Annotated in this window: 22 protein-coding genes; 4 read left to right on the top strand and 18 right to left on the bottom strand. The window is 42.5% G+C overall.

Going from position 1 to position 19,279, the window contains the following annotated elements; genetic code table 11:
- Positions 1 to 11 precede the first annotated feature (11 nt).
- The 9 genes from QNI24_RS10665 to murJ form a co-directional block, all read right to left on the bottom strand.
- A complete protein-coding gene (locus QNI24_RS10665) occupies positions 12 to 635 on the bottom strand; it encodes a pilus assembly PilX family protein (RefSeq protein WP_267177118.1) in 624 nt (207 codons plus the stop codon).
- Positions 632 to 1,945 (bottom strand): prepilin-type N-terminal cleavage/methylation domain-containing protein, encoded by a 1,314-nt coding sequence (locus QNI24_RS10660; protein WP_283708706.1) that lies wholly within the window; start codon positions 1,943 to 1,945, stop codon positions 632 to 634. The genes QNI24_RS10665 and QNI24_RS10660 overlap by 4 nt, the downstream gene beginning before the upstream one ends.
- Positions 1,945 to 2,469: a type IV pilus modification protein PilV gene (gene pilV, locus QNI24_RS10655; protein WP_267177116.1), complete on the bottom strand. Its 525-nt coding sequence runs from the start codon at positions 2,467 to 2,469 to the stop codon at positions 1,945 to 1,947. The genes QNI24_RS10660 and pilV overlap by 1 nt, the downstream gene beginning before the upstream one ends.
- Positions 2,466 to 2,951 (bottom strand): GspH/FimT family pseudopilin, encoded by a 486-nt coding sequence (locus tag QNI24_RS10650; RefSeq protein WP_267177115.1) that lies wholly within the window; start codon positions 2,949 to 2,951, stop codon positions 2,466 to 2,468. Before QNI24_RS10650 ends, pilV begins: the two co-directional genes overlap by 4 nt.
- 108 nt (positions 2,952 to 3,059) lie before the next feature.
- On the bottom strand, positions 3,060 to 4,010 hold the full coding sequence (gene ispH, locus QNI24_RS10645) for a 4-hydroxy-3-methylbut-2-enyl diphosphate reductase (RefSeq protein WP_267177114.1): 951 nt from the start codon (positions 4,008 to 4,010) through the stop codon (positions 3,060 to 3,062).
- Positions 4,007 to 4,510, bottom strand: coding sequence for a signal peptidase II (lspA, locus tag QNI24_RS10640; protein ID WP_267177163.1), 504 nt, complete (start codon positions 4,508 to 4,510; stop codon positions 4,007 to 4,009). Before lspA ends, ispH begins: the two co-directional genes overlap by 4 nt.
- 5 nt (positions 4,511 to 4,515) lie before the next feature.
- Complete coding sequence (gene ileS, locus QNI24_RS10635; RefSeq protein ID WP_458368008.1) at positions 4,516 to 7,317, bottom strand: isoleucine--tRNA ligase; 2,802 nt, start codon at positions 7,315 to 7,317, stop codon at positions 4,516 to 4,518.
- The gene (locus QNI24_RS10630; RefSeq protein WP_267177113.1) at positions 7,314 to 8,252 is read right to left on the bottom strand and encodes a bifunctional riboflavin kinase/FAD synthetase; all 939 of its coding nucleotides are present in this window, start codon (positions 8,250 to 8,252) and stop codon (positions 7,314 to 7,316) included. The genes ileS and QNI24_RS10630 overlap by 4 nt, the downstream gene beginning before the upstream one ends.
- A complete protein-coding gene (gene murJ, locus QNI24_RS10625) occupies positions 8,243 to 9,793 on the bottom strand; it encodes a murein biosynthesis integral membrane protein MurJ (RefSeq protein ID WP_267177112.1) in 1,551 nt (516 codons plus the stop codon). Before murJ ends, QNI24_RS10630 begins: the two co-directional genes overlap by 10 nt.
- 93 nt (positions 9,794 to 9,886) lie before the next feature.
- Here murJ and rpsT point away from each other — a divergent pair, with 93 nt between their 5' ends.
- The 4 genes from rpsT to QNI24_RS10605 all read left to right on the top strand — a co-directional run bounded on the left by rpsT (position 9,887) and on the right by QNI24_RS10605 (position 13,039).
- Positions 9,887 to 10,150 (top strand): 30S ribosomal protein S20, encoded by a 264-nt coding sequence (gene rpsT / locus QNI24_RS10620; RefSeq protein ID WP_267177111.1) that lies wholly within the window; start codon positions 9,887 to 9,889, stop codon positions 10,148 to 10,150.
- Between the two features lie 231 nt (positions 10,151 to 10,381).
- The gene (locus QNI24_RS10615; protein WP_267177110.1) at positions 10,382 to 11,686 is read left to right on the top strand and encodes a cyclic di-GMP phosphodiesterase; all 1,305 of its coding nucleotides are present in this window, start codon (positions 10,382 to 10,384) and stop codon (positions 11,684 to 11,686) included.
- A gap of 70 nt (positions 11,687 to 11,756) precedes the next feature.
- A complete protein-coding gene (locus QNI24_RS10610) occupies positions 11,757 to 12,551 on the top strand; it encodes a thymidylate synthase (RefSeq protein WP_283708705.1) in 795 nt (264 codons plus the stop codon).
- Complete coding sequence (locus QNI24_RS10605; RefSeq protein WP_267177108.1) at positions 12,548 to 13,039, top strand: dihydrofolate reductase; 492 nt, start codon at positions 12,548 to 12,550, stop codon at positions 13,037 to 13,039. Before QNI24_RS10610 ends, QNI24_RS10605 begins: the two co-directional genes overlap by 4 nt.
- Here the strand turns inward: QNI24_RS10605 and rapZ are convergent.
- The 9 genes from rapZ to QNI24_RS10560 all read right to left on the bottom strand — a co-directional run bounded on the left by rapZ (position 13,032) and on the right by QNI24_RS10560 (position 19,246).
- A complete protein-coding gene (gene rapZ / locus QNI24_RS10600; RefSeq protein ID WP_267177107.1) occupies positions 13,032 to 13,892 on the bottom strand; it encodes an RNase adapter RapZ in 861 nt (286 codons plus the stop codon). The genes QNI24_RS10605 and rapZ overlap by 8 nt on opposite strands.
- A complete protein-coding gene (locus tag QNI24_RS10595; RefSeq protein ID WP_267177106.1) occupies positions 13,874 to 14,341 on the bottom strand; it encodes a PTS sugar transporter subunit IIA in 468 nt (155 codons plus the stop codon). Before QNI24_RS10595 ends, rapZ begins: the two co-directional genes overlap by 19 nt.
- 67 nt (positions 14,342 to 14,408) lie before the next feature.
- Entirely contained in the window at positions 14,409 to 14,735 is a 327-nt protein-coding gene (gene hpf / locus QNI24_RS10590) for a ribosome hibernation-promoting factor, HPF/YfiA family (protein ID WP_267177105.1), read from the bottom strand.
- Positions 14,736 to 15,035: 300 nt separating this feature from the next.
- Positions 15,036 to 15,755: an LPS export ABC transporter ATP-binding protein gene (lptB, locus tag QNI24_RS10585; RefSeq protein ID WP_267177104.1), complete on the bottom strand. Its 720-nt coding sequence runs from the start codon at positions 15,753 to 15,755 to the stop codon at positions 15,036 to 15,038.
- Positions 15,748 to 16,233, bottom strand: coding sequence for an LptA/OstA family protein (locus QNI24_RS10580; RefSeq protein ID WP_267177103.1), 486 nt, complete (start codon positions 16,231 to 16,233; stop codon positions 15,748 to 15,750). The genes lptB and QNI24_RS10580 overlap by 8 nt, the downstream gene beginning before the upstream one ends.
- Complete coding sequence (lptC, locus tag QNI24_RS10575; RefSeq protein WP_267177102.1) at positions 16,214 to 16,774, bottom strand: LPS export ABC transporter periplasmic protein LptC; 561 nt, start codon at positions 16,772 to 16,774, stop codon at positions 16,214 to 16,216. Before lptC ends, QNI24_RS10580 begins: the two co-directional genes overlap by 20 nt.
- On the bottom strand, positions 16,771 to 17,301 hold the full coding sequence (locus tag QNI24_RS10570) for a KdsC family phosphatase (protein ID WP_267177101.1): 531 nt from the start codon (positions 17,299 to 17,301) through the stop codon (positions 16,771 to 16,773). Before QNI24_RS10570 ends, lptC begins: the two co-directional genes overlap by 4 nt.
- Positions 17,301 to 18,281, bottom strand: coding sequence for a KpsF/GutQ family sugar-phosphate isomerase (locus QNI24_RS10565; RefSeq protein ID WP_267177100.1), 981 nt, complete (start codon positions 18,279 to 18,281; stop codon positions 17,301 to 17,303). The genes QNI24_RS10570 and QNI24_RS10565 overlap by 1 nt, the downstream gene beginning before the upstream one ends.
- Complete coding sequence (locus QNI24_RS10560; protein WP_267177099.1) at positions 18,278 to 19,246, bottom strand: calcium/sodium antiporter; 969 nt, start codon at positions 19,244 to 19,246, stop codon at positions 18,278 to 18,280. Before QNI24_RS10560 ends, QNI24_RS10565 begins: the two co-directional genes overlap by 4 nt.
- Positions 19,247 to 19,279: the final 33 nt, after the last annotated feature.

Here is a 19,279-nt window from a genome sequence, read left to right as displayed (position 1 = left end):
TATATACTCTATCAATTGGTAGCATCGCTACCAGTAACAACTGTAAACATGGATTGTGCCAAAGAAATGGTATTACCATCACCACTCTGGCTTTTACCGGTGACCATAAATGACCTTTGTTTGTTTTGGCTGCCCGCTTTGGCAGGCGCCTCGGCATCTCCAGAATCGTTGGTCTCATTACCATAAACCACTTCGTGAATCAGGTACTGGGGTCTTTGTTTCAAACCCGCATTACCGGTCAAACCGGTAAAATCATATTCGTGTTCGGTGCCATCGGTACTGTTCCAATTGCGTCTAAAGAAATCTTCAAGCACTGGATTTTTCGCCGAATTGGGATCATCAGGGTCAAGTAATAACGTGTATAGGTCATTGAATTCGCCGGTCGGTGTGCCTCTGACGTTGACACCGTTGGTGACCTCGACCAAGTTATAAAGAAAGAACTCGCCTTGTCGGATGGCGCTGTTGGCACCGGAATTGGCTAGGTTTCTGTTGTGCAGACCTGCAGCCATTTTTTCTTGTAAGATGGTGCCTTTCATACCGGCATACCCCATCAAAGTAATGATAACCAGCAAAATAAGGCCGATGGCCAAGGCGGCACCTTGTTGCTTGTTCATTGGGGAAAATTGATTTCTCATAACGTGTAACTCCTTACTGGAACTATGGCGGTGAACTCTCTGCGGTACATGCGTTCAGCCGGCAGACCTGAGGGCAGCGCCGCGCCTGGGGTCTGTGGCGTCATGCCATCGGGGGAATAAATGTATGGTTCGGTTTCATTGGATGCGCTGTTATTCACAGTATTCAATAACAAATGAACTTCCATAGCGTAAATTGAACGCCACAAACAACCAGCGCCATTGGCCAATGAAACATTGCCACCTAAATAATCTATGCTGGGAGGGATGATGCATCCTTGGATGGCATCAACAGCACCGTTGCCATCAACATCACCGCCACCTTGAATGCTTTGGACTTCATCGGCAGTCATGCGAACCACATGACCGGTCTGAAGTTGTGCCAAATAAAACACATCAAAACGCTCCACCCCTTCAACCAACTGCTGTACCAAACCATTTTCAGAACGGTAAAGCGAACTGATTAATCGTGATGGATTACTGGGATCTTGATCGACTCCTACAAAGTAAGTCACATTGACCAATTCCTCATCCAGATTATAAACCCGCGTGTCACCATTTAAATTAAACCCGGGCAACGGCGTGGTCGAATTGACTGCATTGCCAGCCCAATTAGCTGGCGTAACATAAGAGGTGTTACAGTCAGCAACCACTGCGTCACCGGTGGTGAAAGGTGAGATCTCTGCCAATGTCAGATTATTACCTGCAATGGCCGTGACGCGGTTACCGCCACGCAAGTACCTAACAGTGACTATGTCCGTGTTGTCGGCCCTGCTGTCATCGGCAGTGCCTATGGCTGGAATCACAAAAGAAGCGTCTGTACCTGGTGTGGACAAAGCAGGCAAACAACTGCCGGATGCACACTCATAACCTCGAATAAAGAAGCTGGGATCCAGTGGATAACTGTTGAAGGCTGATATGTCAACAGTATCAGGTAGTTGATCAGGATCGGCCAAAGTATCCAACTCGATTTGACCACGGGCAGGTAAACCGTTGGTGAAGTTCACATTGTTCGAAACTCGCCATGCACTCATCTCATACCCTTGATTCCATTTGGTGGTGAATTCATTAGGCATGGTTAAGGTGGCACAATGTTTGCGTCCTGCTGATTCAAAGTCCATCTTCAACCTGGAAATGGCATAACGGCCATTTTCTTGCAATATTGCTAAACCAGTCTGAGCTCGGTTCAATGAACTGGAAGCTGTGAACAGCGATATCATCCCCGTAAGTATGATCAAGCCTATGACCAAAGCGACCATCAACTCAATCAATGAAAAGCCTTTTTGGTTATTTATTCTGTATTTATTAGTCATCATGGCTGTCCTACCAATGTCATAGTTTGTTGGTCTCTTGCCGATTCTCGGTTGGACTCATCCCAGTTAACGGTGATGGTACAAACGCCATCATAGGGCGGCGCCGGAAACCAAATAGAAGGCGCTTGAGCAGTGGTAATCCCGGCTGGAATTGCACTGTTAGCTACACAAGCCACAGTGCCAATACCGTTGGGCAATGACACTTGAATGGAATTGGCCCATTCCTGCATGTCGAAAGCGGCTAAGTTTTGAAAATCGCAAGGATTGGTTAAGTCACAGATGAGGGTTCCGGGTGCAGCCTGACCAGCATACCAGCCGTTCCACAGTGCGGTGGGATTGGCTCGCATCCTGTCCATCATGTTTTCTACCAAGAAACTGGCTTGTGAACGTAAATAACCGTTGTGATTGTTTTTCACTGAAATGGTCATCATGCCAGCAATGCCCAGTAGACCAAATGAGAAGACCAACACTGCAACCAAAACTTCAAGCAAGGTAAAACCCTGTTTTTTATTGTATGCGTTCATAATTCAACCACCCTACTCGAGCCTGTTAAACTGATATTGACTGCTCTGTCAAAGCCAGTGACTGTATCGTTTTTTATTTCAAAGCGACCAGCAACAGGGCCATCAAGTCCGCCAAATGGCGTAAAAACCAGGTCGCCGGCCAAAGGCCCGACTTGTTCGAAAGTCAAATTATCATCAATGGCCGCCTCTTGAGCCAATAACACATTGGCATTGCCATCAATACCGATGGATGTGATGGTCCAGCCATTTTGCCAATCACCACCAACCGGCCGCACTCTGACGTCGGTTCCATACCTAACAGCTTCGGCGCGAGCCAAAGTCATGCTGTAAACGACCTCATTGGCCACGTCAACGATTTGCTTGCGTATTTTGAAATCTCGGTAATTAGGTAGTCCCCAAGCCAAAAGGATTGAACCAATCAATAAGGTGATTATTAATTCAAGGAGAGAAAATCCTCTGTTTTTATTGTGTAATTTTTTCACTTACATTCTTTGCGATTTAAATCACGCTAAATAATAAGTGGGGTCGTGGTCAAACACAAGTTTGGCCTTAAGCTGACCGATTAGCGGTGGAATTTCAGTGATAAACGGTTACTTTTGTACCAATCGCAATTCTTTAGGCAAGGCAAAAACCATATTTTCAGGCTCTCCTTCGAGCTCTTGCACCACCAAATCAGGTGATATGGCTTGCACGGCATCAATCACATCCCTGACCAATTTTTCTGGTGCAGAGGCACCTGCCGTCAGACCGATGGTGCTGACACCCTCGAACCAATTTTGTTGTAAATCTGCAGCGCCATCTATTAGATAAGAGGGCACACCTTGTCTTTCTGCTAATTCCTTCAGGCGATTAGAGTTTGAACTATTAACACTGCCCACCACCAACACCAAATCAGCCTGTTCTGCCAAGTGCCTGACAGCAACCTGACGGTTTTGTGTGGCATAACAAATGTCATCATGTTTTGGACCCTCAACCTTGGGAAAACGTTGGCGCAATTCATTGATGATGTCACGGGTGTCATCCATCGACAAGGTGGTTTGTGTGACATAGGCAATTTTTTCTGGCTGATTGACCTCAATGGCATTGGCCTCTGCCACTGAATCAACCAAATAGATTGACCCTGTTCCTTTCAATTGATCCCATTGACCCAACGTACCCTCAACTTCAGGGTGACCATGATGGCCAATCAGAATCAAATCAAAACCTTGTTTACAATAACGAAATACTTCTATATGCACTTTTGTCACCAGCGGACAAGTGGCATCGAACACTTTGAGCTTTCGATCTGCAGCTTCTTTGCGCACTGCTTTTGATACACCGTGTGCTGAAAAAATCACAATCTGATCATCAGGCACTTCCTCAAGTTCATCTACAAACACCGCACCACGATCACGCAACTTATCAACCACATACTGGTTGTGAACCACTTCATGACGAACATAAATAGGCGCGCCGAATGAGTCCAGCGCCCTGTTGACAATATCTATGGCGCGATCAACACCAGCACAAAATCCCCGTGGATTAGCTAATAAAATTTTCATGATTTTCCACCAACTGCTGTATTGTCTTTGCTTTCTTTATTTTTAAATGTATCTATGATCAATAAAATCGCACCCAATGTAATGGCAGAGTCTGCCAAATTAAATGCTGGCCAGTAATAACTCTTATAGTGTAATTCAATAAAATCAACCACATAGCCCAAAACAATACGGTCATATATATTACCCAGAGCACCACCAACCACCAGCACCAACGCAGTGTTTTGTAATTTCATACTGCGGGCATTTTGGCGCAACCAATACAACAACCAAATCACAATAAGACTGGCCACCACTGCAATAAAATAACGTTGCCAGCCGGACTGATCAGCCAAAATACTAAATGCAACCCCTTCATTATGCATCAGGGTCAGGTTAAAAAATTCTGTCACTTTATTTGGCACGTAGAGATCCAATCGAGCTGATGCCATTGATTTAGTCAACTGATCAAGTACAAATACCACCAAACTGACCCACAAATACACCCAACCTGACTGTTTCATATGCTTCAAGCGAAATGCCTCACTTCACCGTGTCCATCCACATTTTCAACACACCTACCACAGATAGTGGGGTGGTTTTCATTGATTCCTACGTCCGTGCGTATGTGCCAACAACGCTCACATTTCTCACCATCGGCCACACTCACTGCCAAAGCAATAGAGCCCACCTCGGGCAATTCAATCACCTCAGCGTCACCGCGCTCATCCCAAGGTAAAATAATGGCCTCTGAAGTAATCAGTATGAAACGCATTTCAGCATTCATGGCTGATAACTGTTGGTACAAATCATCTGGCAGGAACAGTTTTACTTCGGCATCTAAAGATGAACCAATTTGGCCGGCCACCCTTAAAATCTCGAGTTGTTTAGAGACCGCTTGCCTGATGCCCGCTATGCGTTGCCATTTGTTGGCTTGATCATTGAAAGGCACTTCAGGAAACTCATACCAACGTGCAAATAAAATGTGTTCATCTTGCTTTCTTGATTGTCTTATTTCATCCGCCGTGAAAGTCAGAATCGGCGCAATCAAGCGTTGCAGCGCACTCAAGATATGAAACATGGCAGTCTGCGCTGATTTTCTGGCAGCACTTTCTTCATGACACGTATAAAGGCGGTCTTTAATAACATCCAAGTAAAACGCACCCATGTCTTGGGAACAAAAGTGATGCACTTTTTGATAAACCAAATGCAATTGATACGCATCATAGTATTGAATCACTTCTTGCTGCAATTGTTGCGCCTTATCTATGGCCCACAAATCAATTTCTGCACATTGATCCAGTGGTAACAAGTCATTGGCAGTGAACTCATTTAAATTACCCAGCATGAAACGCGCGGTGTTTCTGATGCGACGATAACCATCGGCAGCCCGGTTAAGGATTTCATCAGAAATCGTCATTTCACCACGGTAATCAGCGGAGGAAACCCACAAACGCAAAATATCAGCGCCCAGTGTGTTGACCACGTCTTTGGGCGAAATCACGTTACCCATAGATTTAGACATTTTTTTACCGTCTTTATCGACCACAAAACCATGGGTTAACACTTGTTTATAAGGGGCTCTTTGATTGATAGCAACTCCTGTCAACAACGAAGAATGGAACCACCCACGGTGTTGATCAGAACCCTCTAAATACAAGTCCGCTGGTTCCTGCAAAGCTGGATTTTGTTTCAATACACAGTAATGCGTCACACCTGAATCAAACCACACATCCAGAACGTCGGTTACTTTTTCATAATCCTCTACATCGCCGCCAATCAAATCGGCATCATCCAAGTCATACCAGATGTCCAAGCCTTTTTGTTCAACCAAATCAGCCACTTGGGCCATGATTTGCGGTGTATCAGGGTGCAATTCACCGCTTTGTTTGTGTACATACAGTGTGATGGGCACACCCCAAGTCCTTTGTCTGGAAATACACCATTCAGGGCGATTCTCAATCATTTTGTAAATGCGTTCTTCGCCCCACTCTGGAATCCATTCAACTTGTTTAATTTCAGCCAATGCACCTTGGCGCAAGCCTTGTTTATCCATGCTGATGAACCATTGTGGTGTGGTGCGGAAAGCTGTTGGGGTTTTGTGACGCCAACAATGCGGATAACTGTGTCTGATGTTCTCATGATGCAGTAATTGACCAGCCTCTGACAATGCCTCTGTCACTGTTTTGTTGGCTTGCCACACGTGTTGACCTGCGAACAATTCAGTATCAGGCAAATAAACACCGTCGGAATCAACCGGATTATATACTTCTAAATCATAGGTTTTACCCACATTGAAATCATCCACACCATGCCCAGGAGCCGTATGCACTGCACCCGTACCAGCTTCAGTATTGACATGTTCACCCATGATAACCGGTACTTGTTTGTCATACAGCGGATGTTTCAATTGTAACAATTCCAAGTCTTGACCACTCACCTCTGCCAAAACCTCATGATCATCCACTTCCAATCTGGCCATGACCGCATCAACCATTTCGGCTGCAATCACCAAATCATGGGTGGGATGACCTGTTACCAACGCATACTTGAGTTCTGGGTGTAATGATACCGCTTGGTTGGCAGGAATGGTCCAAGGTGTGGTGGTCCAAATTGGTAAAGCAATGGACTTAGAAGCTTTTTGTACCGCAAATTTCTGCGAAACTGCCTCACCATCAACAAAATTAAAAGCCACATCAATGGCAGGCGAAGTCTTGTCTTGGTACTCAATTTCAGCCTCAGCCAAGGCAGAGCCACAGTCAAAACACCAATTCACCGGTTTGACACCTTTTTCAATGTGGTCATTGGCTGCAATTTCAGCCAAAGCACGTATCATATTCGCTTCGTAATCAAACGACTTGGTCAAATAAGGCCGCTCCCAATCACCCAGAACACCCAAACGAATGAAATCTTGTTTTTGTATGTTGACTTGATTCTCCGCGTAATCACGGCATTTCTGTCTGAACGTTTTGGCATCGACTTTTTTGCCCACTTTGCCGACTTTTTTCTCAACTTGGACTTCAATAGGTAACCCATGGCAATCCCAACCAGGCACATAAGGCGCTCGATAACCCGAAAGCATCTTTGATTTAACTATGATGTCTTTCAATATCTTATTTACAGCATGACCAATATGAATCGCACCATTGGCGTACGGAGGCCCATCATGCAGTATAAAAGGCTCACTGTTTTCGTGGTGCTTTTGTAGGGCATCATACAAACCATCCTTGTTCCATTGTTTGATCCACTGTGGTTCTTTGGTGGCCAATGACGCCTTCATTTTAAAATTGGTTTTGGGTAAATTCAGTGTTTTTTTGTAGTCTTGACTCAAACCGGTTCTCCTTGCAAATCGGCAAAATATTTTCTGGTTTTATGAACATCGTCTTCGATGCCCGCAATTAAATCGTTTAAGGTATCAAATTTTACTTCATTTCTGAGCTTTTTATAAAACAAAACTTCAACACATTGGCCATATACTTGTTGCTTGAAGTCAAGCACATAAACTTCAACACGCTTGGCGTTACCACCTACACTGGGGTTAAAACCAACTGATGCAACCCCTTGATACCATTGCTCATTGATGTTGATTTCACATACATATATGCCATACAAGGGAAATGCGCGTTGTTTGAGCTCTAGGTTAATGGTCGGATAACCCAACTCACGCCCTAGTTTTTTGCCATGTGCAACCCGCCCTATGAGGTTAAAATCTCGACCCAATAGTTTTTTTGCCGCTTCAAATTCACCGGCATTGAGCAATTGTCTGATGGCAGTGGAACTGACTCTTTGGCCTTGTATCAGGACTGAGGCAATTTTTTCAACCGAAACATCACTTGCCACAGCGGCATTTTGCAGAAAATTGAAATCACCCTGCCTATTGGCACCAAATTTAAAATCATCACCAATGACGACATAACCCGCTTTCAGTCCGTGAATCAAAACTTTTTCGAAAAATGCCGTGGCTGTCATGCTTGCCAATTCGGCATTGAAGTTCAAATTACAAAAAACATCAACACCCATTTGTTTTAAAAGCCTGTGCTTTAATCTAAAAGATGTCAGTAATTCAATGGCATCAAAGCCATTGAAATGCTGCAACGGCAATGGCTGCATTGAAACCACCACTGACTGATTTCCATGTGCTTTGGCATGTTCAATCGTTTTTCTAATCAACGCTTGATGCCCGACGTGCACACCATCAAAATTACCAATGGTTACACTGGAATTAGTCGATAGTGGATTGTGATGTGGGTATCTGATTATTTCCATGTGACCTTGCGTTGCATACCCATAGACCACATGGCGATGAAATAAGTCAAAGCGCCCACTGATATGATTATCATTAAATTAATAAACCTCATGATTGCAGTTAGTTCTTGCCACTGGGGCATATACCGGCCAACTCCTTTGATCGCCAACACCATCAACAACAACGCCAATCCGACTTTGAACAAAAAGCCAATCGTCACCAGCGGTTGAATGATGACTTCAGTGACGCGCAATTTGCGGTACAACCAAAAACACTGTAGCCAAGCAGAACTGACCCCTGCCATGGCTAATCCCACATGCAATGAGACCACATTGTAATGATAAAGCAACGCAACGAAAGCGAAGTTAAGTACCACATTGATGGCCATGGCTTTGAGGGCAATTTTAACAGGCGTTTTGGTGTCTTTTCGTGAATAAAATGCAGGCAATAACACTTTGTTGGCAACAAAAGCCGGCAAGCCGAACATAAATACCATCAAACTGTATGAGGTGAAAGCGGCATTCTGGACAGTAAATTCACCGTAAACAAATAATGTAATGATCACCGGTTCAGCCAATACAAACAATCCCACCGCTGATGGCAAAGCAATGATCATGGCCAATGACATCGCCCATTGCAGGGTTTTTTGGTAGTCATCTTGATCAAGATCCGCAAAAGAGGCGGACAGCTTGGGCAATATGACGGTAGAAATAGCAATACCAAATAAGCCTAACGGGAATTCCACCAGCCTATCCGTTAAGTATAAATAGGTCGGACTGCCTTGTAATGGCAACATAGTTGCCAGTGCCGTGTCCACCAAAAGATTGATTTGCGCAGCAGATGAACCTATCAATGTAGGTACCATCAAAGTCATCACTTTTTTGACCTCAGGGTCGTTGAATTTAATCACTGGTTTTGGCAACACCCCAAGTCGAATCAGAGCAGGAATTTGCATCAACAATTGTGACAGTCCTGCCAGCAAGACACCCCAAGCCATCACTTCAACTGGTATTGTGAAGTAATCCCTGGCAGTTAGCATCACCCCAATCAACACCACATTCAACATGATTGGGGTGGCTGCAGCAATGGCAAATTTACCAAAGCTGTTGAGGATGCCTGCACTGAATGAAACCAATGAAATAAATAACAAATACGGCAACATGATTTGCAGCATTTTAACGGCCTGATCAAACACTGGCTTGTCATCCAAAAAGCCCACACCAAAAATGGCAATGACACCTGGTGCAATCAACTCAAACAAACCCACAACCACCAACAAAACCGCCAACAAACAACCAAAAACATGATTGATGAACGCTTGTAAATAGGCTTTATCGTGTTTGGCTTTGACTTCGTTCAACACCGGAATGAAAGCCAAAGTAAAAGACCCCTCAGCGAATAACCTGCGCATAAAATTTGGTATCTTAAAAGCCACCACAAAAGCATCAGTCATGGGGCTGACACCAAAAAAGCGGGTGAACAGCACATCCCTGAGAAAACCTGAGATTCTAGATAGCAGGGTGAAAAAACTGACTGTAGCCGTTGATTTAATCAAATTCATAGAATTAATAACCTATCCATGTTGACTATTCATAATATTAGTGGGAAAATGCGCCGTTTTTTAAAATTCTTGTATAACTAAGGAGAAATAGGTTTGGCAAATTCAGCATCTGCAAGAAAACGCGTTAGACAAGCTGTCAAAAACAGGCAGCATAACATGAGCTTACGCTCAAAAGCACGCACATCAATCAAAAAAGTAATCACTGCCATTGAAAGCGGTGACAAAAAAACAGCTCAAGAACTTTTCAATGAAATGGTTCCTGTTGTTGATGGCGTGGCGAGAAAAGGTTTGTACCACAAAAACAAGATCTCACGTCACAAAAGCCGTTTGAATGCAAAAATCAAGGCAATGTCCTAAAAAGTAAAAAACTTGGTCGCGTTTGGTTCAATTCAACGAGTCGAACGCGCTCAAAGTTCACAGTGCAACACTGTGAGTGACAAAAATTGTCACACTACAGCAAAAAAATATTCTAAAACTTCAAAAAACACTCAAATTTTTCATTTTTTGTGACGCCATTCACTGTTTATATGACATTTAACGTGTTATTATTCAGATTGGGCATAATAATAAATTAACGTTTGAGTAGTCATGAAAATCGAAAAAGAACAAATATCCGTCAAATTCTTGAAAATAGGCATGTATGTCTGCAAGCTTGACAGATCATGGTTGGAAACGCCGTTTCCATTCCAAGGTTTCTACATCCGCAGCAAAAATGAGATTAATGATTTACGCGCTTTTTGTGAATACGTCTACATTGACGTTGAAAAAGGTAAGTCATTGGCAAGCGAGCCAGAAATTTCAAAACCTTCTCCACTGCTGCGCAAGAAGAAAACCGACAACAAATACCGTGGTCGAATTAAGCCACTGGTAGTCAAACACGATTATTACACACACACCCTTAAGCCCATTAAGAAAGAATTCGGTCCTGCACAAACATTGATGTTGGATCTTGATAGTGCAATCGAAGAAACCAGTTTCAACTTGAGGGTTGGAAAGGGTCTTAACATCAAGAAAACTAAGCAGATAGCCACGCAAGTAGTTAATTCTGTTATCCGCAACCCAAACACATTGGTTTGGTTGACCCAGCTTAAAGAAAAAGGCCAGTATGTTTATGGACATTCACTGAGATCAGCCGTATTGTCAGCCGTGTTCGGTCGTCATTTGGGTATCAAAGAAAATGAATTAGAAGTTCTTGTCACCGGTGTCTTACTGGCTGACATTGGTAAAACCAAGCTCAGCAGAAAATTATTAAACAAATCTGAAGAGTTAACCGCCGAAGAGAAAAAGACTTTCGAGTCACATGTAGAGCTTGGCGTTGAAATTTTAGCTAAGGACAACTCACTGGACCATAACATCCTAACAATAGCTGAAACGCATCATGAAAGATTTGATGGCAGTGGTTATCCATATGGTCTGGTTGGTGATGAAATACCAGCCTTTGGACAAATTGCCGGAATCGTAGATACATTCGACGCAATGACCAGCAAAAAACCTTACGGCGCAGTTTATACTTCATCGCATGCGATGGAGTGGTTGTTTAAACAACGCAATAAACTCTTCAGCGCTAAACTAGTCGATGAGTTTATTCAAGCCATTGGTTTGTATCCAGCAGGCTCGACAGTAGAGTTATCTGATGGTTCAGTCGGCGTCGTGTTGTCACATAACAAGACCAAGCGACTCAAGCCTGAAGTACTTTTGGTTAAAGATGCTCAAGGGAAATCTCTTGAAAAACCAAAATTCATGGATTTGTCAAAAAAAGCAGTATTTTCTAACAAAGACAGGCCTTGTATCATCGGCGCATTGAAAGCTGACGCATTAAGCGTTGATGTTGATGAACTGATTAATGCATTCCACAGCAGAAACATTGTGAAGAAACTTTTAACAGCTTCATAAACGCAACAATTCAAGCTTAAAATAAAACCAAGCCTTGTTATAATAAACAATTTATAACAAGGCTTTTTTAATGCAACAGTACCTAGACTTTGCACAACATATCCTAGACAATGGCAGCATCAAATCAGACCGAACTGGCACCGGAACCACCAGTGTTTTCGGTTACCAAATGCGATTTGATCTAAAACAAGGCTTCCCAGTACTGACCACAAAGAAGCTGCACTTGAAATCCATCATCCATGAGTTGTTGTGGTTTATCGCAGGTGATACCAACATCAAATACTTACAAGATAATGGCGTAAAAATATGGGATGAATGGGCTGATGAAAAAGGTGACTTGGGCCCCGTATATGGACACCAATGGCGATCATGGCCAACACCCAATGGTGATACAGTCGATCAAATAAAAAACCTCATAAAACAAATCAAAAACAATCCAGATTCCAGACGACACATTGTCAGCGCTTGGAATGTGGCTGATGTTGATCACATGGCCCTACCCCCTTGTCACTGCCTGTTTCAGTTTTACGTTGCGGATAACAAGCTCTCATGTCAGCTTTACCAAAGAAGTGCGGATGTCTTCTTGGGCGTGCCATTTAACATTGCTTCTTATGCTTTATTGACCATGATGATGGCACAAGTGTGTGATCTTGAGCCAGGTGAGTTCATTCACACCTTTGGTGATGCACATATTTATAGCAACCACCTTGAACAAATCAAAACCCAACTAAACAGAACGCCTTATCCTTTGCCTGAAATGAAAATAAACCCAAATGTAAAAGACCTGTTTGCTTTCAAATTCGAAGACTTTGAACTGATTAATTACCAAGCTCACCCTCACATCAAAGGCAAAGTGGCGGTATGAAGGTCACTTTAATCGCTGCCATGGACACCAACCAACTGATAGGTGCTAACAATGACCTGCCATGGCGACTGTCGGCAGATTTACAATTCTTCAAGCGACAAACCACTGATAAAACCATATTGATGGGTCGTAAAACTTGCGAATCACTGCCTTTTGCCTTACCTAATAGAAAAAATTTAGTACTTACCAGAAACCCTTCATTTGAGCGCAAGGGTTTTGAAACCATTAATGACCTAGATTTACTCAAACAACAAGAATTGGATGAGGTGATGATAATCGGAGGAGCTAAGATTTATGAGCTTTTAATGCCCCATGCCACCCACATGATTATCACTCACATCAATGCGACTTTTGATGGTGACACATATTTTCCAGATATTGACTGGAACCAATGGCATAAAACTCGGGTAACCAACAATCCAGTATCTTCAGAAAATCCGGATTTTAGTTTTGATTTTGTGTTTTATGAAAGGGTTGATGTCAGTTAAGTTCACGATGTTGCTTCATGTTCTTGATTGATTTTTTTTCTAAATATTTGTGTAGAGCTTCAACCAAATAGACCGACCGATGCTGCCCGCCGGTGCAACCAATTGCTATGGTAATGTAACTGCGGTCGTTGGCTTCAAATTTTTTAATCCATTTCTTGGCAAAATAACTCAGATCATCTAAATATTCATTCACTACATCTTCTGTTGCCAAATAATCTTGAACCGCTTCATCTAGACCAGTCAATGAGCGTAATTCAGCTTGCCAATAGGGATTCGGCAAACAACGTGCATCAAATACAAAATCAGCATCAAAAGGTACACCTCTTTTGAAAGCAAAAGATTTTATGATCACAGCAACGTCATCATTGCGTTCACTCATGATCTGCCAAATTTGCTGTTTCAGTTGTTGCGCTTTGAGTTGTGTGGTGTCGATAATCAAATCAGCTTCTTGCTTAATTTCCTCCATTAAATCACTTTCTAGCTTGATGGCTTCAGTTAAACTGAAGTTGTGTTGATCAGTCGATAATGGGTGCCTCCTGCGGGTTTCCGAATACCTTTTAAGTACGGTATTCTTATCTGCCGATAAAAAGATAATTTTTATGATAATTTGGCTTTGGTCAATACTTTTTATAAGGTCTTTGAATGCCACTAAATCTTGATTCTTGCTTCTTATATCAATACCAACAGCCACTTTTGGATAAAACTCTTTGTCGGCAATGACATTTTCTGCCAATTGCTCGAGCATGTTGATGGGTAAATTATCAACACAATAAAACTCCATATCCTCTAACGACCTCAGTACCACTGTCTTACCTGCGCCTGACAGACCCGTTATTATGACCAGTTGTTGCATAGCTGAAAACCTTTCAAAATTTCTTCTGTCATTTGTTTTTTATTCTCTGCCAATAACATGTTTTTGTACAGACGATGCTGGCGAAAAAGAAACGCAGTTTCTTTCATCAAAACCTGGTGCATTTCATTGGTTTCATAGGGAAACGCAATCCCAACTACCACATGCACTGGAATGTCATCAACTGCTTCATAGTCAGCAGCTTGTGCCATTCTTATGACACAGGCCCTGATTTCATTGGCTGCCAGGCATTTCCCATGTGGTAGCGCCACTCCGTTGCCCAAAGAGGTATTGCCTAATTTTTCACGATTAACGATACTGTGGTAGATGCGTAAAGCCTCTGCACTGTCATCACTCAACAAATTAGCCATAGTCTCAAACAACCGTTTTTTACTGATAAAATGATGATTTAAAATCATTTTATCTTCTTCTAAAATATCAATTATTTTCATTTATTATCATTAAAAAAGGCTTAACTCTTTAACAAGCTAAGCCCTCATTTCAATTAGACTGGTGTAATCAGTAACCAGCTTGATTCATTTTAATGGCTTCACCGCGGTGATGATCAGTTATTTTATCTTTGTGCCTGCGGATTTGCTTGTCCAATTTATCAACCAACAAGTCTATTGATTTATATAAGTGATCCTCTGTTGATTCAGCAAAAAAATCTTTACCACCGATATGCATCGTGGCTTCTGATTTGTGTCTGACTTTTTCTACACTGATGATAACATGAACATTCAATACTTGATCAAAATGCCGTTTGATTCGTTCAAATTTAGTATCAATGTAATCTTTGATTGGATCTGTAACCTCTAATTGATGACCTGTGATAGTTAATTGCATATGGTTATCCTCATTTTTTGAACCTGTGGCTCAAGTGATTAGAACATTTATCGCGCATTAAGACAGCACTGCAAAAACCATCGTATCTCAGGTTTTTGAGATGTGCCTCTGCGGCAAATAGGGAAAAAACATTGTATGTGTAAAAAAGTTTTTTAAAAGAAATTATACTGACGCGAGAGAAAGACTTGTTAACTGTAAGATTGGTAAAGGCAAAAAAGTTTATTATTTTCATTGTTCTCCCGTTAGATTAATATAACCAACAGCGTCACAAATTACAAGAAGCCTGTGCTCGATTTACCATTACATAGAAAAATCTTGGCCCAGATAGACTTTTTTTACGTCTGCATTTGAAATAATTTGTTCAGGCTTGCCCTCTGTTAACATTTTGCCATCATTGAGGATATAGGCCCTGTCACAGATTCCAAGTGTTTCTCTGACATTGTGGTCGGTGATTAAAACCCCTATTTTCTTGCTTTTTAAGTGCTGCACAATCTTTTGAATATCAATCACTGAAACTGGATCAACTCCAGCAAAAGGTTCATCCAGTAGAATGTATTTCGGCTCAAGAGCCAAACAACGTGCAATCTCAACCCGTCGCCGTTCGCCACCAGAAAGACTGACACCCAATTGATTTTTAACATGCTCTACATTTAATTCTTCGAGTAACTCAAGGCAGCGGTTTTTGCGTTGCTCGACACTGAGGTCTTTGCGTAATTCTAAAACCGCCATGACGTTGTCTTTGACTGATAATTTTCGAAATACAGAAGCTTCCTGCGGTAAGTATCCCAAGCCTAATTTAGCTCTTTCATGCATGCCATATTTGGTGGCATCAAAACCATCGATATTAATCTGTCCTTGATCAACCCCAATCAAGCCCACAACCATATAAAAGCAAGTGGTTTTGCCCGCACCATTGGGGCCCAGTAAACCAACCACTTCGCCTTGGTTAACCTGAAAAGAAACAGATTGAATCACAGTCCTTTTCTGATAAGTTTTAGCAATATCAATCGCTTCAATCATTGTTTTGGTCTATTTCCATTCTGAACTGTTGCTCACCTTCACCCGTTGAAATGATTTCTTGTGTTTTCAAATCAAATTCAATGTTCTCACCAGTGGTGACGCCAATTGAGCTTTTGATGCTGACATTGCCAACTAAATAAACTTTGTCTTCGCTTTTGCGATAGTCCATTTCATTGGCTTTGATCACCATTTTATCGCCGTCTTCCATCATTTGTTCCATGTAGACTTGTTCACCCCTCATCAAAACGTTTCCGATGCCTTGGTCTTTGTGGTTAATCAAACCATAGGTTGACTCAATCAACAAACTGCCTTGAACAATCTTCAAGCCTTTTTTACATTCAGTCTGGCTGTCCTTTAATTTGGTTAAGCAGCCTGGTCCTTCAATCACTATTTTAGCCGTACGGTCACTGTCCAGCGCCATCACAGGTAAGGCACATAGCAACAACATGCCGGCTGTTTTAATTTTTAAATTCTGCATACATCTCACTTAATATTTCAATTTCCTGTCGATTAAAGTCGACCACTGCACCCTTCCCCTTCATGGCTGCGCCCAATTGTTTCATGTTGATTAAAGCAGCTGTTTTACCCACTTTATCGTTCAGGTTAACCAGCAGTTGGCTGGTTTCAATGGTCATTTCATTGGCATTAATGTCAGACTCATTGAGCTCAAGAAAAACCTGTTCTGGAAAATAAATTTCTGTTTGGTTGGGGTTGATCTCACCCACTGCTGATTGAAACACCCAATCCCCATCATTTTCATGCAAAGTGATATTGGGTTGTCGGATCAAGGTCTTCTTACTGTCAGCATAGTGAATAACCGCAGGTGATTTGATGGTGGTAACTATTTGACCTTGTTCATCAGAGGTTTCTATAACCACCTGTTGTAACGAGTAACCTTTGGTAAAGGGCTGAAACAATGGGCTTTCTTTGTCAGCAAAGAAATTATCATAAACAGCAAAAGTAACAACTGCTAATAGTCCAAACAGCAGCAATTGTTTTATTCGAGCAAATTCAATCATTGATGACCTTCAGTGAAATCATGATACAAGCCTTGGGCGTCCATAATCAGGTCACACACGTCTCTGGCTGCTCCCATTCCGCCACACTTATCCAAAACCAGTGCTGCTTGCTTAATCACATCCTGGTGCGCATCAGCCACAGCCACTGACAAGGAACAACGCTGCATGATGGGTAAATCAATGATGTCATCGCCAACAAACGCCACTTCCTCATCGGTGATGTTCATCGCAACTTTCAGGTTTTCATAGGTTTCTAGTTTGTTCATCCTGCCTTGATAGACATGATTAACGCCCAAAGATTTCATTCTTTCTGCCACAATCACAGAACTGCGACCGGTGATAACAGCTACTTCAATGCCTTTTTTCACCAAAATAGAGATGCCCATGCCATCTTTGACGTTGAATTTTTTAATTTCTCGACCATCATCCGTAAAGTACAGGCCGCCATCAGTCAGCACCCCATCCACATCAAAAATGACCAGCTTGATTTTTTTTGCCTTTGCTATGTGTATATCACTGTAATCCATCAAACCACTCCTGCCCTAAGTAAATCATGAATATTCAATGCACCTACCAATTGATCCGATGCATCAACCACCAATAAAGCATGGATTTTATGCTGCTCCATTATTTGGGCCGCCTCTACAGCCATTTTATTGGCTCTGATCATTACTGGGTTTTTGGTAGCCAACTCAGCTATGGGGCGCTCTTTGTCACGATCAAATTGATTGATGGTACGGCGTAAATCACCATCGGTAAACACGCCAATCACGGCACCTTTGTCATCCACCACTGCCGTCATTCCTAAGCCCTTGAGGTTCATCTCAACCAGTGCCTCGCTGAATGTAGCTTGCTGTGTCACAGTTGGCATATCCGCACCGGTTCGCATCACATCTTTGATGCCCAACAACAGTTTCTTGCCCAATGAACCCGCGGGATGCGACCTGGCAAAATCTTCTTTGGTGAAGCCACGCAGCTCCAGCAACGTCACTGCCAATGCATCACCCATCACCAAGGTTGCGGTGGTACTTGCAGTGGGTGCTAAACCCAAGGGACAAGCTTCCTCCGGCACTGAGATTTCTAAGTGTATATCGGCATTTTTTGCCAATGATGAATTGACATTCCCCGTCATGGAAATCAACTTGGCGCCCATTCGTTTGATCACCGGCAAAATGGTCAGTACTTCTTCTGTCTCACCTGAATTTGAAATCGCCAAGACCACATCACCAGCGGTTATCATACCCAAGTCACCGTGACTGGCTTCACCTGGATGCACAAAAAAAGCCGGGGTACCAGTTGAGGCCAAAGTGGCAGATATTTTATTGCCAATGTGGCCTGATTTGCCCATACCTATTACCACCACATGCCCACGACAGGTCATGATGGCGTTGACAGCAGCCACAAAGTCGGCACCCAAGTTTGCTTCAATGGCTTTGATTCCAGCCAACTCAATCGCAAAGACCGACTGTGCTTGCTGCAGTATTTGTTTGCTATCGTAAGTTGTCATATGCCTTCACTCAGGTACAACCAAATCATGTAACTGACATACATCACCAATAAGATGACGCCAATGATGCGCGAAATAAACCGGTCTTTTAAAACAAAATAAACCGATGCCAGAAACAGAAACACGGTCAACATCAGCATGTAAAAATAATCATACTTAATGAAATGGGCGGTGAATTCATACTCGCGAATCAAACCCGATATTCCAATCACACCCAATAAATTAAACATATTGGAACCAACAATGTTACCAATGGCCAAATCATGTTCTTTTTTCATGGCACTGGCCACTGTCGCCGCCAATTCAGGTAAAGAAGTACCCAAGGCCACAATAGTTAATCCAATCACCATGTCAGAAACACCAAAAATCAATGCGATATCCGTAGCACCTTTGACCATCAGTTGTGAGGCCACCGGTAACATGATGATACCAAAAATCAAAAACAGGATGGCTTTCTTTAAATCGATATCCAAATCAAATTCAGCTTCTAATTCATCACTGAACTCATCTTTATCAGTTTTTATACCAATATAAAGTAAAAACCCAGTCACCACGAACATGCCAGTGATTAAGATCACGCCATCGACAAATGTCAACTTTAAGTCAATCAACAAAAACAGTACCAACAAAGTCACCAACAACAATATCGGCATTTCTCTTTTGATGGTTTGGGATTTGATGCTCATTGGCACGATCATCAGGCCAACACCCAAAACCAAGGCGATGTTGGTGATGTTTGAACCCACAGCATTGCCCAAAGCCAAACCTGAGTTGCCTTTGAATGATGCGATGGCCGAAACCACCATTTCAGGGGCTGAGGTACCAAAGCCAACAATAATCAAACCCACCAACATGGTAGAAACACCCATGTGTTTAGCAGTTGACGCGGCACCTAAAACAAATTTATCGGCGGCATAAATAAGCATGACCAGGCCGAGTATCAGAAAACTCAATGATTCAATCATATGTTAGTTTTTTCCAGTAAATGGGCAATGAAT

This window comes from Marinicella marina (genome assembly GCF_030065545.1).
In the GTDB taxonomy this organism is placed as follows: Bacteria; Pseudomonadota; Gammaproteobacteria; order Xanthomonadales; family Marinicellaceae; genus Marinicella; species Marinicella marina.
The sequence above is the reverse complement of the archived record's forward strand: the minus strand, read 5'-3'. Positions and strand labels throughout refer to the sequence as shown.

Bases quoted from the DNA above. Each gene is read 5' to 3' on its own strand.
- QNI24_RS10665 (WP_267177118.1), bottom strand. From the start codon at position 635: ATGAGAAATCAATTTTCCCCAATGAACAAGCAACAAGGTGCCGCCTTG.
- QNI24_RS10660 (WP_283708706.1), bottom strand. From the start codon at position 1,945: ATGACTAATAAATACAGAATAAATAACCAAAAAGGCTTTTCATTGATT.
- pilV (WP_267177116.1), bottom strand. From the start codon at position 2,469: ATGAACGCATACAATAAAAAACAGGGTTTTACCTTGCTTGAAGTTTTG.
- ispH (WP_267177114.1), bottom strand. From the start codon at position 4,010: ATGAAAATTTTATTAGCTAATCCACGGGGATTTTGTGCTGGTGTTGAT.
- lspA (WP_267177163.1), bottom strand. From the start codon at position 4,510: ATGAAACAGTCAGGTTGGGTGTATTTGTGGGTCAGTTTGGTGGTATTT.
- QNI24_RS10630 (WP_267177113.1), bottom strand. From the start codon at position 8,252: ATGGAAATAATCAGATACCCACATCACAATCCACTATCGACTAATTCC.
- murJ (WP_267177112.1), bottom strand. From the start codon at position 9,793: ATGAATTTGATTAAATCAACGGCTACAGTCAGTTTTTTCACCCTGCTA.
- QNI24_RS10615 (WP_267177110.1), top strand. From the start codon at position 10,382: ATGAAAATCGAAAAAGAACAAATATCCGTCAAATTCTTGAAAATAGGC.
- QNI24_RS10610 (WP_283708705.1), top strand. From the start codon at position 11,757: ATGCAACAGTACCTAGACTTTGCACAACATATCCTAGACAATGGCAGC.
- QNI24_RS10605 (WP_267177108.1), top strand. From the start codon at position 12,548: ATGAAGGTCACTTTAATCGCTGCCATGGACACCAACCAACTGATAGGT.
- rapZ (WP_267177107.1), bottom strand. From the start codon at position 13,892: ATGCAACAACTGGTCATAATAACGGGTCTGTCAGGCGCAGGTAAGACA.
- QNI24_RS10595 (WP_267177106.1), bottom strand. From the start codon at position 14,341: ATGAAAATAATTGATATTTTAGAAGAAGATAAAATGATTTTAAATCAT.
- hpf (WP_267177105.1), bottom strand. From the start codon at position 14,735: ATGCAATTAACTATCACAGGTCATCAATTAGAGGTTACAGATCCAATC.
- lptB (WP_267177104.1), bottom strand. From the start codon at position 15,755: ATGATTGAAGCGATTGATATTGCTAAAACTTATCAGAAAAGGACTGTG.
- QNI24_RS10580 (WP_267177103.1), bottom strand. From the start codon at position 16,233: ATGCAGAATTTAAAAATTAAAACAGCCGGCATGTTGTTGCTATGTGCC.
- lptC (WP_267177102.1), bottom strand. From the start codon at position 16,774: ATGATTGAATTTGCTCGAATAAAACAATTGCTGCTGTTTGGACTATTA.
- QNI24_RS10570 (WP_267177101.1), bottom strand. From the start codon at position 17,301: ATGGATTACAGTGATATACACATAGCAAAGGCAAAAAAAATCAAGCTG.
- QNI24_RS10565 (WP_267177100.1), bottom strand. From the start codon at position 18,281: ATGACAACTTACGATAGCAAACAAATACTGCAGCAAGCACAGTCGGTC.
- QNI24_RS10560 (WP_267177099.1), bottom strand. From the start codon at position 19,246: ATGATTGAATCATTGAGTTTTCTGATACTCGGCCTGGTCATGCTTATT.